The organism is Streptomyces sp. NPDC051940, from assembly GCF_040680895.1.
GTDB lineage: Bacteria > Actinomycetota > Actinomycetes > Streptomycetales > Streptomycetaceae > Streptomyces.
Genome location: NZ_JBFAXR010000181.1, coordinates 1 through 13,685, shown reverse-complemented (window position 1 = coordinate 13,685; position 13,685 = coordinate 1). Strand labels below are relative to the sequence as shown.

Annotated in this window: 10 protein-coding genes; 3 read left to right on the top strand and 7 right to left on the bottom strand. The window is 72.9% G+C overall.

What is annotated here, in order from left to right:
- On the top strand, positions 1-1,967 hold a 1,967-nt coding region (locus tag AB0M28_RS37335), incomplete at its 5' end, for a hypothetical protein (RefSeq protein ID WP_365414744.1).
- Positions 1,968-2,089: 122 nt separating this feature from the next.
- Here AB0M28_RS37335 and AB0M28_RS37330 read toward each other — a convergent pair.
- A complete protein-coding gene (locus tag AB0M28_RS37330) occupies positions 2,090-4,219 on the bottom strand; it encodes a 3-hydroxyacyl-CoA dehydrogenase NAD-binding domain-containing protein (protein ID WP_365414742.1) in 2,130 nt (709 codons plus the stop codon).
- Positions 4,216-5,430 (bottom strand): acetyl-CoA C-acyltransferase, encoded by a 1,215-nt coding sequence (locus tag AB0M28_RS37325; RefSeq protein WP_365414740.1) that lies wholly within the window; start codon positions 5,428-5,430, stop codon positions 4,216-4,218. The genes AB0M28_RS37330 and AB0M28_RS37325 overlap by 4 nt, the downstream gene beginning before the upstream one ends.
- A 239-nt stretch (positions 5,431-5,669) precedes the next feature.
- Between AB0M28_RS37325 and AB0M28_RS37320 the strand changes: the two genes are divergently transcribed.
- Positions 5,670-6,821, top strand: coding sequence for an endonuclease/exonuclease/phosphatase family protein (locus AB0M28_RS37320; protein ID WP_365414738.1), 1,152 nt, complete (start codon positions 5,670-5,672; stop codon positions 6,819-6,821).
- A gap of 52 nt (positions 6,822-6,873) precedes the next feature.
- Here AB0M28_RS37320 and AB0M28_RS37315 read toward each other — a convergent pair whose 3' ends face one another.
- Positions 6,874-8,172, bottom strand: a complete 1,299-nt coding sequence (locus tag AB0M28_RS37315) for a ribonuclease D (protein ID WP_365414736.1) — start codon at positions 8,170-8,172, stop codon at positions 6,874-6,876.
- A gap of 83 nt (positions 8,173-8,255) precedes the next feature.
- Positions 8,256-8,963 carry a response regulator transcription factor gene (locus AB0M28_RS37310; protein ID WP_365414734.1) on the bottom strand — a complete coding sequence of 236 codons (708 nt, stop codon included), beginning with the start codon at positions 8,961-8,963 and terminating at the stop codon, positions 8,256-8,258.
- 226 nt (positions 8,964-9,189) lie between these two features.
- Here AB0M28_RS37310 and AB0M28_RS37305 point away from each other — a divergent pair, with 226 nt between their 5' ends.
- The gene (locus AB0M28_RS37305; RefSeq protein ID WP_365414732.1) at positions 9,190-9,606 is read left to right on the top strand and encodes an NTP pyrophosphohydrolase; all 417 of its coding nucleotides are present in this window, start codon (positions 9,190-9,192) and stop codon (positions 9,604-9,606) included.
- Here the strand turns inward: AB0M28_RS37305 and AB0M28_RS37300 are convergent.
- The 3 genes from AB0M28_RS37300 to dxs form a co-directional block, all read right to left on the bottom strand.
- On the bottom strand, positions 9,603-9,869 hold the full coding sequence (locus AB0M28_RS37300; protein WP_365414730.1) for a DUF1905 domain-containing protein: 267 nt from the start codon (positions 9,867-9,869) through the stop codon (positions 9,603-9,605). The genes AB0M28_RS37305 and AB0M28_RS37300 overlap by 4 nt on opposite strands.
- A 1-nt stretch (position 9,870) precedes the next feature.
- Complete coding sequence (locus tag AB0M28_RS37295; protein WP_365414728.1) at positions 9,871-11,385, bottom strand: amino acid permease; 1,515 nt, start codon at positions 11,383-11,385, stop codon at positions 9,871-9,873.
- Positions 11,386-11,514: 129 nt separating this feature from the next.
- Positions 11,515-13,443 (bottom strand): 1-deoxy-D-xylulose-5-phosphate synthase, encoded by a 1,929-nt coding sequence (dxs, locus tag AB0M28_RS37290; protein WP_365414726.1) that lies wholly within the window; start codon positions 13,441-13,443, stop codon positions 11,515-11,517.
- Positions 13,444-13,685 lie beyond the last annotated feature (242 nt).

The following is a 13,685-nucleotide window of genomic DNA, read 5'->3' as shown; positions in this document are numbered from 1 at the left end:
CGGCATCCGGGGCCGATGCTGGCGCTGCTGTGCCGGTTCGCGTTCCTGGCGGAGGGCGACGATCTGGACGGCATCACACCACTGCTGGACGCGGCCGGAACCCGTATCGGGTTCCGGTCTCCCCGGCCGGTTGTCAAGCCCTGGGGGGCTTGTTCAGTAAGGGCAACGGAGGGTTGATGAGGAAGCAATTCGCGGCGCTGCGCCGAGGTGGTCAGCGCATCGGAGCGGTGGCACTGGCCGCGGCCTGTGTGGGAGCGGCTGGTGCCTGGCAGGCCGGCGGAGCCGACTCCGCGACCTGCCTGCCGACCGCGGGGTTCAACCACTGCCGGATCTTCGACGCGGACGCCGCCGGCGCGGACTTCACCGTGCCTGCGGGGGTCGAGAAGCTGGATGTCCGGGCCTGGGGCCAGGGCGGTACGGGTAACGCCTTCGGCACAGGAGGCGCCGCGGCGTACGTGGCCGGCACGGTGCGCGTCACCGCCGGCGATCATCTGTCGATCAAGGTCGGTGGTCCCGGATCGGGCGATGCGCCGGGCGGCACCGGCGACGGCCTGTGGGGGGCGAAGGGCGGGGCCAGTACGTCGGTCCGGACCAGCGACGGCAAGGCGCTGCTGGTGGCCGGCGGCGGCGGTGGCAGCGGTCAGGACGTCCGAACCCAGGGCGGCGCCGGCGCCGCGGGCGCCGAGAACGGTCAGGACGCCGAGGGTAGCGGCCTGGGCGGCAAGGGCGCGCGCGGGGCCGAGGGCGGTGCGGGCGGCGGTAACGGCAAGCCTGGCGCCGGGCAGGCGCAGGGCGGTGCGGGCGGCGCCGGCGGCCCGGACGGCGGTGGCGGCGGCGGCGCTGGCTGGGCAGGCGGTGGCGGCGGGTCCGGCGTGAACGGCGGTGGCGGCGGCGACAACGATGCGGGCCACGGCGGCGGCGGCTCCAGTCATGCCTCGCCCGCGTTGTCCGATGTGCGGATCCTGGGCGGCGACGCCTACCGGGTCCCGGCCAAGGACGACCCGTTCTGGCTGGCCTCGGACGGTCCGAACACTTCCGGAGTCGGCGAGGGCGGCGTCAACGCACCCGGCGGCGCAGGCCGCGTCGTCATCCAGTGGCAGGCCCCGCCCGCCGGTCCGGTCACCGAGCTCGCCAAGGTCTCCGGTGACGACCAGACGGTGAACCCGTCGATCCTGTTCGCCCCGGTCGCCGTCACCGCACGCGGCAAGGACGGCGGTCCGGTCCCGGAGGCGGAAGTGACGTTCGCCATCGAGGACCCGCACGGTCTCGGCGTTCGCTTCGTGGAACCGCAGGGCACGGACCAGCGGTCCGTGGCCACGACGGATGACCAGGGCCGCGCCCAGTCGCCGCGTTTCCAGACCGATGGACGGGAGGGCGACTTCACGGTCCGGGCCACGGTGGACGGCGTGTCGGTGGTGTTCACCGAGCACGTGAAGAAGCTGACGCGTGCGGTCAGCATTGTCAGTGGGGACGGGCAGCAGAGCCGGCCGGGCGAGGCCTTTCCGGCGCCGCTGAAGGTCAAGGTGACGGATTCCGGCAGCCCGGCGGCAGGTCAGGCCGTGATCTTCCTGGTGGAGGACGACACGGAGGACGGCCCCCGTTTCGACGAGGGTCGTGCCGATGCCGTGCGTATCACCACCGATGAGTCCGGGGTGGCCGTGGCGTCCGGGCTGGTGGCCGGCCGGGCGCTGGGGACCTACACCGTCGTCGTGACCTCTGGTGAGGCCGGAGCCCACTTCACGATCAAGGTGACCGAGCAGGCCACCGCCTCGCCCTCGTCTTCGCCGTCGGCCGGCGCGACAAGCCCTGAGGACACGCAGGGCCAGGGCGGTTCGGGTGGTCTGGCCCTGACGGGAGCCGCCGGAATCGGGCTGTTGACCGCTGCCGCGGCGGCGCTCACGGCCCTGGGCGTCGCGATGCTGCGCTACGGTCCGCGGCTGCTGGCCCGGATGCAGAACCGGCACTGAACACCGCGGGCGCCGTCCCGGACTCACCCGAGTCCGGGACGGTGCCCGGTAGTTCGGTCGCTGCGGGACCACACGCAGGAGGGGCGCACCGTCTGGTGCGCCCCTCCTGCGTGTGGGTCTTCCTACGCCGGAACGCCGGCCACGCCCGGCTCCAGGAACCTGCGCCCCAGCACCCGCTCGCTGACACCCTTCCGATCCAGGTACGGCGTGATGCCCCCCAGGTGGAACGGCCAGCCCGCGCCGGTGATCAGGCACAGGTCGATGTCCTGCGCCTCGGCCACCACGCCCTCCTCGAGCATCAGGCCGATCTCCTGCGCGATGGCGTCCAGGGCGCGGTCGCGGACCTGCTCCTCCGTCAGGACGGTGTCGCCGGTCTGGAACAGGGCGGCCACCTCCGGGTCCAGCTCGGGCTTGCCCGAGTCGTAGGCGTACAGGCTGCGCTTGCCCGCCTTGACCACCCGGTCCAGGTTCTCCGACTGGCGGAAGCGGTCCGGGAAGGACGCCGCCAGGGTGCCCGCCACATGGTGCGCGACCGCCGGGCCGACCAGGTCCAGCAGCACGATCGGCGACATCGGCAGGCCCAGCGGGGCCAGTGCGCGGTCGGCGATCTCCACCGGGGTGCCCTCGTCGACGGCGCCCAGGACCTCGCCCATGAAGCGGGTGAGGATGCGGTTGACCACGAACGCCGGGGCGTCCTTGACCAGGACCGAGGTCTTCTTCAGCTTCTTGGCGACGGCGAACGCCGTGGCCAGCGTGCCGTCGTCGGTCCGCTCCGCGCGGACGATCTCCAGCAGCGGCATGATCGCCACCGGGTTGAAGAAGTGGAAGCCGACGACCCGCTCGGGGTGCTTCAGCTTCGACGCCATCTCGGAGATCGAGAGGGACGAGGTGTTGGTCGCCAGGATCGCGTGCTCCGGGACGACCGCCTCGACCTCCGCGAAGACCTGCTGCTTGACGCCCATCTCCTCGAAGACGGCCTCGATGACGAAGTCCGCGTCGCCGAACGCCTCGGCCTTGTCGAGGGAACCGGTCACCAGGGCCTTGAGGCGGTTGGCCTTGTCCTGGTTGACGCGGCCCTTGAGCAGCAGCATGTCGATCTGCTCGTGGACGTAGCCCACGCCCTTGTCGATCCGCTCCTGGTCGATGTCCGTGAGCGCCACGGGCACCTCGAGGCGGCGGGCGAACAGCAGCGCCATCTGCGAGGCCATCAGGCCCGCGCCCACCACGCCGACCTTGGTGACCGGGCGGGCCAGGCTCTTGTCGGGGGCGCCGACGGGGCGCTTGGCGCGCTTCTGCACCAGGTTGAAGGCGTAGATGCCGGAGCGCAGTTCGCCGCCCATGATGAGGTCCGCGAGGGCCTCGTCCTCGGCGTCGAAGCCCTGGCGCAGGTCGCCGTTCTTGGCGTTCGCGATGATGTCGAGCGCGCGGTAGGCGGCCGGGGCGGCGCCGTGCACCTTGGAGTCGGCGATCGCGCGGCCCCGCTCGACGGCCGCGTCCCAGGTCTCGCCGCGGTCGATGCCGGGGCGTACGACCTCGATGTCGCCCTTGAGGACGGCCGCGGCCCACAGCAGGGACTGCTCCAGGAAGTCCGCGCCCTCGAAGATCGCGTCGGCGATCCCGAGCTCGTGGACCTGCTTGCCCTTCAGCTGGCGGTTCTGGTTGAGGCTGTTCTCGATGATCACCTTGACCGCGCGCTCGGCGCCGATCAGGTTCGGCAGCAGGGTGCAGCCGCCCCAGCCCGGGACCAGGCCCAGGAAGACCTCGGGGAGGGAGAAGGCCGGGAGGGCCGCGGAGACGGTGCGGTACGAGCAGTGCAGGCCGACCTCGACGCCGCCGCCCATCGCGGCGCCGTTGTAGAACGCGAAGGTCGGTACGGCGAGCCGCGCCAGGCGCTGGAAGACGTCGTGCCCGCCCTTGCCGATCGCCAGCGCGTCCTCGCGGCGCGTCAGCAGCTCGACGCCCTTGAGGTCGGCGCCGACGGCGAAGATGAAGGGCTTGCCGGTGATGCCGACGCCCTTGACGTCTCCGGCCTCGGCTTCGGCGGCGACCTGGTCGATCGCCTTGTCCAGATTGGCCAGCGACTGCGGGCCGAACGTGGTCGGCTTGGTGTGGTCCAGGCCGTTGTCGAGGGTGATCAGCGCGAAGCGGCCGGCGCCGCCCGGCAGGTCGAGATGGCGTACGTGCGCCTGCGTCACGACCTCGTCCGGGAAGAGCTCAGCGGCTCCCTTCAGAAGTTCTGCCGTCGTGCTCACTTGCCCTCCCAGTGGGGGTTCTCCCAGATGACCGTGGCGCCCATGCCGAAGCCGACGCACATGGTCGTGATGCCGTAACGGACCTCCGGCTGCTCCTCGAACTGCCGCGCGAGCTGCGTCATCAGGCGTACGCCGGAGGAGGCCAGCGGGTGGCCGAAGGCGATGGCGCCGCCGTACTGGTTGACGCGCGGGTCGTCGTCCGCGATGCCGTAGTGGTCGAGGAAGGCCAGCACCTGGACGGCGAAGGCCTCGTTGATCTCGAACAGGCCGATGTCCTCGATGCCCAGGCCGGCCTGGGCCAGGGCCTTCTCGGTGGCCGGGATCGGGCCGTAGCCCATGACCTCCGGCTCGACGCCGGCGAAGGAGTACGCCACCAGGCGCATCCGCACCGGGAGGCCGTGCTCGCGGGCGAAGTCCTCGGAGGCGATGATCGACGCCGTGGCGCCGTCGTTGAGCCCCGCGGCGTTGCCGGCGGTCACCCGGCCGTGCGGGCGGAAGGGGGTCTTGAGCCCCGCCAGGTTCTCCAGGGTCGTGCCCGGGCGCATCGGCTCGTCGGCGGTGGCCAGGCCCCAGCCGGTCTCGCCGGCGTCCGGGTTGGTACGCCGGACGGAGATCGGCACCAGGTCCTGCTGGATGCTGCCGTTCGCGTACGCCTTGGCGGCCTTCTCCTGCGAGCGTACGGCGTACTCGTCGGCGCGCTGCTTCGTGATGTGCGGGAAGCGGTCGTGCAGGTTCTCGGCGGTCATGCCCATGAACAGGGCGGACTCGTCGACGAGCTTCTCGCTCACGAAGCGGGGGTTCGGGTCGACGCCCTCGCCCATCGGGTGGCGGCCCATGTGCTCGACGCCGCCCGCGATGACGGCGTCGTACGCGCCGAAGGCGATGGAGCCGGCGGTCGTCGTGACCGCGGTCAGGGCGCCCGCGCACATCCGGTCGATGGAGTAGCCGGGTACGGACTGCGGCAGCCCGGCGAGGATGCCGGCCGTGCGGCCGAGCGTCAGACCCTGGTCGCCGATCTGCGTGGTGGCGGCGATCGCCACCTCGTCGATCTTCGCGGGGTCGAGGGCCGGGTTGCGGCGCAGGAGCTCACGGATGCACTTGACCACGAGGTCGTCGGCCCGGGTCTCGTGGTAGATGCCCTTGGGGCCCGCTTTGCCGAACGGGGTACGGACGCCGTCGACGAAGACGACGTCCCTGGCGGTACGAGGCACGGCTCTCCTCCGGGGGTTCGGTTACTTACGAGTCATGCTACTCGCGGGTAATCTCTGTGCCCAGGGCGGGAGGGGGGAGCGGCGGAGATCACACCGCCGGCCGCCGGGGCCGGGCCCGCCCGCCGCGCCCGGGCCGCGCCCGGGCCGCGCCCGCCGGTGGCCGCGCGGACCCCCCGGGCCTATGGTGGGGGCGGGTGTGCGAGACGCTGCCGTGACAACCGCTGACTGGCGTGACCGCCATGCACGCGTTCTTGGGCCTGACGGCCCGGGCATCCCGTCCGCGCACACGCGACGGCCGGCTCTCCGCCGCCGCGCGCAACGCCGCGGTGCGCATCCCCGCCGTCCGCGCAGCCTCCGGGCGTATCACCTCCGTGCGTATCGCCGCCGCGCGCAACGCCGCCGTACGTATCGCCGCGCTGCCGCTCGCGGCCTCCGCCGTGCTCGCCGGCCTGCCGGCCGCCACGGCGAACGCCCAGAGCCCGCCGGCGGTCCACACCCCGGAGATCCGGATGCTCTCCTGGAACATCTGCGGCGAGGCCGGCGGTCTGCGGGGCGACGCGGGCTACTGCCCGTACCGCGCCGAACCCGCGGCCAAGGTCGAGCAGGTCCGGCAGCTGGTGCGGAAGCACCGGGCGAACGTCGTGATGCTGCAGGAGGTCTGCGGCTACGCCGAGGGCGGCCGGGCGGCCGCCGCGGGCAGCCATATGGACCTGCTGGGCAAGGCACTGGGCGCGGGCTGGTCGATCCGGCACGCCGCCGGCGCCCGGCCCGACGGCCGCACCGACTGCCGGGGCGGCCTGACCGGCGACCTCGGGGTCCTGGTGGCGGTGCGCGGGGAGATCACCTCCGCCCGCGCGGCGAACACCCTGCCGCCCGACCCCGCCGGCACCAGCCTGCAGACCCTCCCGGCGCTCTGCGTGACGGTGCGCGGCTGGCGGCCCGAGGTGTGCACGGCCCACCTCGTGGTCGGCGAGGACGATCCGGCCGATCCCGGCGCGCGTGCCCCGCGCCAGGTCGCCGAGGTCGTCGGTTTCCTGGGCGACGCGGTGCGCTCCGGGGCGGTGCTGGGCGGCGACTTCAACCGGAACGGCGGCTCACCGGTCCTCGCGGCACTGAACGAACGCATGGAGCGGTGCGTGGACGACGTCACCCGCCACGGCTGGGACCCGGCCACCGGGACGCACAGCTGGCACCGCCTGGACCACTTCTACGCCACGAAGGCGGCGACGGGCAGCCGGTACGCCTGGTGCGGGGCCGACACGTCGCGGATGGACACCACCGCCAACGACCCGGCGAGCGGCGCCCCCGACGGCTACTCGGACCACGCACCCATCCTCGGCGTGGTGCCCGGCGGCCCGGATACCGAGCCGTCGCGGCCGGGGTCGTGGTGAGCCCGGGCGCGGGTCGTGGTGAGCCCGGGCCGCCCCCACCGCGCGCCGCGGCTCAGCCGCCGAGCGCCTCCGACAGCAACGGCGTGACCTGCTCCACCTGCCACGCCCGCGCGCCGTGCTCCGCGAGGAAGGCCGCCACCGTCTCCTGGGTCACCGTCTTCGGCGGCTCCCAGCACAGGCGGCGGACGGTGTCCGGAGTGATGAGGTTCTCCTGGGGGAGCCCCAGCTCCTCCGCACGGGCGGTGACCGCGGCACGGGCCGCCGCGAGCCGCGCCGCCGCGGCCGGGTCCTTCTCCGCCCACGACCGGGGCGGGGGCGGACCGTTCAGCGGCGCGCCCTGCTGGGGCAGCTCCGCCTCCGGCAGCGCCCGCGCGCGGTCGACCGCGGCCTGCCACTGGTCCAGCTGACGGCGGCCCATCCGCTGCCCGAACCCGGTCAGCGCGGCCAGCGCCCGCGCGTTCGCGGGGAGGTTCAGCGCGGCCTCGACGATCGCGGCGTCGCTCAGCACCTTGCCCGGGGAGACGTCGCGCCGCTGGGCGATCCGGTCCCGGGTCTGCCACAGCTCGCGTACGACGCCGAGCTGCCGCCGTCGGCGCACCTTGTGCATCCCGGACGTACGCCGCCAGGGGTCCTTGCGGGGCGCGGGCGGCGGGGCCGCGGCGAGCGCGGCGAACTCCTGGTGGGCCCATTCCAGCTTGCCCTGCCGCTCCAGCTCCTCCTCCAGCGCGTCACGGAGGTCCACCAGCAGCTCCACGTCCAGCGCGGCGTACCGCAGCCACGGCTCGGGCAGCGGGCGCGTGGACCAGTCGACGGCGGAGTGGCCCTTCTCCAGGCCGTAGCCGAGGACGCTCTCCACCATCGCGCCGAGCCCGACCCGGGCGAAGCCGGCGAGCCGCCCGGCCAGCTCCGTGTCGAACAGCCGTTTGGGGCTCATGCCTATCTCGTGCAGGCACGGCAGGTCCTGCGTGGCCGCGTGCAGCACCCACTCCGCGTCCGCGATCGCCGTACCGAGGTCGGCCAGGTCCGTGAAGGCGACGGGGTCGACGAGCGCCGTACCGGCGCCCTCGCGGCGCAGCTGGACGAGGTACGCGCGCTGGCCGTAGCGGTAGCCGGAGGCTCGCTCGGCGTCCACGGCGACGGGTCCGCGGCCCGCCGCGAACGCCGCGACGACCTCGGCCAGGGCCTCGGGAGAGGCGACGACGGGAGGGATGCCCTCCCGGGGTTCCAGCAGCGGGACCGGTGCCTGGACGGCGGCGCCGAGGGGGGCTGCGCCGTTGGCGGAGGGGGCGGTGCTCGTTCCGGTTACGTCCTGCACAGCATCATCTGCTGCGGTCTCTTGGGCATCGGTCACGTGTCAAGGGTATCCGTGTGTGATGAGCGCAAGAGCCCGTCGACGGAACGTTCCGTCGACGGGCCCGCGGAATATGTACAGATTCAGTGGATGATGCCGGTACGGAGCGCCACCGCCACCATGCCCGCGCGGTCGCCCGTGCCGAGCTTGCGGGCGATGCGGGCCAGGTGCGACTTCACCGTCAGCGCCGACAGCCCCATGGACACGCCGATGGCCTTGTTGGACTGGCCCTCCGCCACCAGCCGCAGGACCTCGACCTCGCGCCCGGACAGCTCCCGGTACCCGCCGGGGTGACCGGGAGCGCCCTCGCCGCGGCCCGGTACGCCGCCCTGGCCGGGGGCTCCGGGCGCGCCGGGCCGCCGGTGCAGCCGCCCGGCGGCGGCGCCGATGTGCGCGGCGCCGGGACGGGTGCCGAGCCCGACGTTCGTCCGGGTGCCGGTGACGACGTACCCCTTCACGCCGCCGGCCAGCGCGTTGCGCACGGCGCCGATGTCGTCGGCGGCGGAGAGGGCGAGGCCGTTCGGCCAGCCCGCGGCGCGGGTCTCGCTGAGCAGGGTGAGCCCCGAGCCGTCCGGGAGGTGTACGTCGGCCACGCAGATGTCGCGGGGGTTGGAGATACGGGGGCGGGCCTCGGCGATGGACGAGGCCTCGATCACGTCGCGTACCCCGAGGGCCCACAGGTGCCGGGTCACGCTGGAGCGGACGCGGGGGTCGGCCACGACGACCATGGCGGTCGGCTTGTTGGGGCGGTAGGCGACCAGGCTTGTGGGTTGCTCGAGCAGAACGGACACCAGGCCTCCTGATGGTGCGGGGACGTTCCCCCTGAGGGGAGCGGGAGCCTTCGGGTCGGAAGGGTCATTTAGGTCTTCGGCAGCCCTGCGCTGCGGCTTTAGGCAAGATCAGGAATTCTTCCGGGTGATTTCCGGCAATTCGGATAGGTGGGCGAGCCCCGGTCCGGGCGGACGACCCCGCGCGAGCAGGCGCACACGGTCCCCTGCCGCGTGGGAGGCTGGGCCCATGGACGCTCCCCCGCCCCTCGTCATCGTGGACGGCGCCAACGTCGTCGGTTCCGTACCGGACGGCTGGTGGCGCGACCGGCGCGGGGCCGCGGAGCGGCTGCGGGACGCGCTGGCGGACGCGGGGTACGCCGGACAGGGCGTCGCCGGCCGGCCCGGCCCCGTGGAGCTGGTGCTCGTGGTGGAGGGCGCGGCCCGGGGCGTGGAGTCCGTGCCGGGGGTACGGGTGGAGTCGGCGGCCGGCAGCGGGGACGACCACATCGTGGACCTGGTGGCGCAGGCGGGCCCGGACCGGGACCGCGTGGTCGTGACGGCGGACCGCGGCCTGCGCGAGCGCGTCACCGCGCTGGGCGCCGGGATCGCGGGACCCCGGACCGTACGCCCACAGTCCGGGCGCAAGGGCGCGGACGGGTCCTAGAGCCGCTCCTCCAGTACCACCGTCACCGAGTCCCCCTCCCCCTTCCCGATCGCCCGGCGGATCTCCGCCTTGACCGGGAGCATGTGCGTGCCGTCCCCGAGGGCCATGAACGAGCTGCGGAACGGATGGCCGTCGATCGTGCCGCGCACCTTCACCAGCCCGCGGGTACCGAAGAACGCGACGGACTCCGGCCACACGAGATACGTCCAGCCGCCCGGCGAGGGGCTTTTGACCAGCGTCGCGGTGAAGGTCTGCGGCTCCATGTCAGTGGTGGCTGTGGTGGCTGCCCAGGTCGCCGGTCTTCCTCGTCCTGCGGAGGTGCAGCCGGCTGTGCTGCCTGCCGTACACGAAGTAGATCACCACGCCCAGCACCATCCACACCGCGAACCGGATCCACGTCTCCGCCGGCAGGTTCAGCATCAGCCACACCGACGACGCCACCGACAGGATCGGTACGACCGGCACCCACGGCGTCCGGAACCCGCGCGGCAGATCGGGCCGGGAGCGGCGCAGCAGCACCACGCCGATCGCGACCACGACGAAGGCGAAGAGCGTGCCGATGTTGACCAGCTCCGCCAGCGCGTCGATGGAGGTGAAGCCCGCCACGACCGCGACGACGACGCCGAGCAGGATCGTCGAGCGGTACGGCGTACCGAAGTGGGGGTGCACGTGCGAGAAGAAGTGCGGCAGCAGCCCGTCGCGGCTCATCGCGAAGAACACCCGGCTCTGCCCGAGCAGCAGGATCATGCACACGGTCGTCAGCCCGACGGCGGCCCCGAAGCTGATCAGCCCGGCGAAGAACGGAGCGCCCACGGACTTGAACGCGTCCGCGAGCGGGGCGTCCGTCGACAGCTCCGTGTAGTGCTGCATGCCGACGACGACCAGTGACACCAGGACGTACAGCACGGTGCAGATCGCGAGGGAGCCGAGGATGCCGCGGGGGATGTCGCGCTGGGGGTGGTAGGTCTCCTCGGCGGCCGTGGCGACGATGTCGAAGCCGATGAAGGCGAAGAAGACGACGGCCGCGGCGGTGAAGATGCCCATCACGCCGAAGGTCGTCGGCGTGTAGCCGGTCATCAGCTGGATCAGCGGCGCCTGGATCCCGGAGACCCCGCTGCTGGACTCGGCGGGCGGGATGAACGGGGTGTAGTTGTCCGCCTCGATGTAGAAGGCGCCGGCGACGATCACCAGGAGCACCACGGTGACCTTCACCGCGACCACGACCGAGGTGACGCGCGAGGAGAGCTTCATCCCGGCGACGAGGATCCCCGTCAGGACCAGGACGAGCAGGCAGGCCAGCAGATCGAAGCCGAACTCGCCGTTCTGGGTGCCGGACAGCGCCTGCGGCATCGAGATGCCGGCCGAGTCCATCAGCGAGCGGATGTACCCGGACCAGCCGACCGCGACCACCGCGCAGCCCAGCGCCAGCTCCAGGATCAGGTCCCAGCCGATGATCCAGGCGGGCAGCTCGCCCAGCGAGGCGTAGGAGAAGGTGTACGCCGAACCGGCCACCGGCACCGTCGAGGCGAACTCGGCGTAGCACAGCGCGGCCAGCGCGCAGACCACGCCGGCGACGACGAACGCCAGGGCGGTCGAGGGGCCCGCGACCTCCTTGGCGATCTTGCCGGTGAGGACGAAGATGCCGGTGCCGATGATGACGCCGACGCCGAAGACGGTGAGGTCGGCGGCGGTGAGGGACTTCCGCAGGCCGTGCTCGGGCTCCTCGGTGTCCCGGATGGACTCCTCGACGGTCTTCGTACGGAAGACACTGCTGGTCATCGGGCGCACCTCCACGCGGGCTCGTGCCCAACCGTGCCCGCGCGCACGCCGGGGGAAGCGAGGCGCCGGGCCGCTTCCCCCGATCGGAGGAGCGACCCGGCGTCCGGGTGGAGGTATGGCGTGCCGGCGTCAGTCGCGGGCGATCTCCCGCTCCGCCGCCTCCGCGGCGTCCTCGCCCGCGCGGCGGTCGATCCGGGCGACCAGGCCGGTGATCTGCCGGGCGACGTCCGGGGCCGTCAGGCCGATCTCGGCCAGCACCTCCTTGCGGGAGGCGTGGTCCAGGAACCGCTCCGGGATGCCGAAGTCGCGCAGCGGCATGTCGATGCCCGCGTCGCGCAGCGCCTGGGCGACCGCGGAGCCGACGCCGCCGCTGCGGCTGTTGTCCTCGACGGTGACGACCACGCGGTGCCGCTCGGCGAGCGCCGGCAGCAGCTCGTCGACGGGCTTGACCCAGCGCGGGTCGACGACGGTGGTGCTGATGCCCTGCTTCTCCAGCAGGCCGGCGGCCTCCAGGCACATCGGAGCCAGCGCGCCGACGGAGACCAGCAGCACGTCCGGGGTGTCCGTACCGGGCTCGCGCAGCACGTCCATGCCGCCGATCCGGCGAAGCGCCGGGACGGCGGGGCCGACGGTGCCCTTGGAGTAGCGCACGACGGTCGGGGCGTCGTCGACGGCGACGGCCTCGCGGAGCTGCGCGCGCAGCTGCTGGGCGTCGCGCGGGGCGGCGATCCTGAGGCCGGGTACGACCTGGAGGATCGACATGTCCCACATGCCGTTGTGCGAGGCGCCGTCCGTGCCGGTGATGCCGGCGCGGTCGAGCACGAAGGTCACCCCGCACCTGTGCAGGGCGACGTCCATGAGGACCTGGTCGAAGGCCCGGTTGAGGAAAGTCGCGTAGATTGCGACGACCGGGTGAAGCCCGCCGGTGGCGAGCCCCGCGGCGGACACCGCGGCGTGCTGCTCGGCGATGCCGACGTCGTACGTCCGCTCCGGGAACGCCTCGGCGAACGGGTGCAGGCCGGTGGGGCGCATCATGGCCGCGGTGATCGCGACGATGTCGGCGCGCTCCTTGCCGAGCTGGACCATCTCGTCGGCGAAGACCGAGGTCCAGTCGGCGCCGGCGGTCGCGACGGGCAGGCCGGTGTCGGGGTGGATGACGCCGACCGCGTGGAACTGGTCGGCCTCGTCCTCGCGCGCGGGCCGGTAGCCGCGGCCCTTCTCCGTCAGGCAGTGCACTATCACCGGCCCGCCGAAGCGCTTGGCGCGCTGCAGGGCGGACTCGATGGCGGTGACGTCGTGGCCGTCGATCGGCCCGACGTACTTCAGGCCCAGGTCCTCGAACATGCCCTGCGGGGCGATGAAGTCCTTCAGCCCCTTCTTGGCGCCGTGCAGCGTCTCGTAGATCGGGCGCCCGACGACGGGGGTGCGGTCCAGTATGTCCTTCGTACGGGCGAGGAAGCGCTCGTAGCCGTCGGTGGTCCGCAGGGTCGCGAGGTGGTTGGCGAGGCCGCCGATCGTCGGGCCGTAGGACCGCTCGTTGTCGTTGACGACGATCACCAGCGGACGGTCCTTCGCGGCGGCGATGTTGTTCAGCGCCTCCCAGGCCATACCGCCCGTGAGCGCGCCGTCACCGATGACGGCCACCACGTGGTCGTCGCCGCCCTTGACCTGGTTGGCCTTGGCGAGGCCGTCCGCCCAGCCCAGCACGGTCGACGCGTGGCTGTTCTCGATGAAGTCGTGCGGGGACTCCTGCCGGGAGGGGTAGCCGGAGAGGCCGCCCTTGCCCTTGAGCTTCGAGAAGTCCTGGCGCCCGGTGAGCAGCTTGTGCACGTAGGACTGGTGGCCCGTGTCGAAGAGGACCTTGTCCTTCGGGGAGTCGAAGACCCGGTGCAGCGCGATGGTCAGCTCGACCACGCCCAGGTTGGGTCCCAGGTGCCCGCCGGTCTTAGCGACCGACTCGACGAGGAAGGTGCGGATCTCCGCCGCCAGCTCCTCCAGCTGCTCCGGGGTGAGGCCGTCCAGGTCGCGGGGGCCGGCGATGCGGGTCAGCAAAGGCACCCGTTCCTCCTTGGTCTTACGTCGAAACTGCGGGGTCGCGCGGGCCTCGCGCGATCTCGTCGAGTCTAATCTTCCGTCTGCGACGGCGGCGAAACGACTGTGCGATGTGAGTCACAGGGGTGTAACCGCGCGACACGCCGGACGGCCGTGACCGGCCCCCGCGAGCACGCCGGCCAGCCGGTGCAGCGCGTCGGAGCGCTCGCCGGGGGTGGCGCCGGACCAGCCGGGGTAGGCGGCGGCCG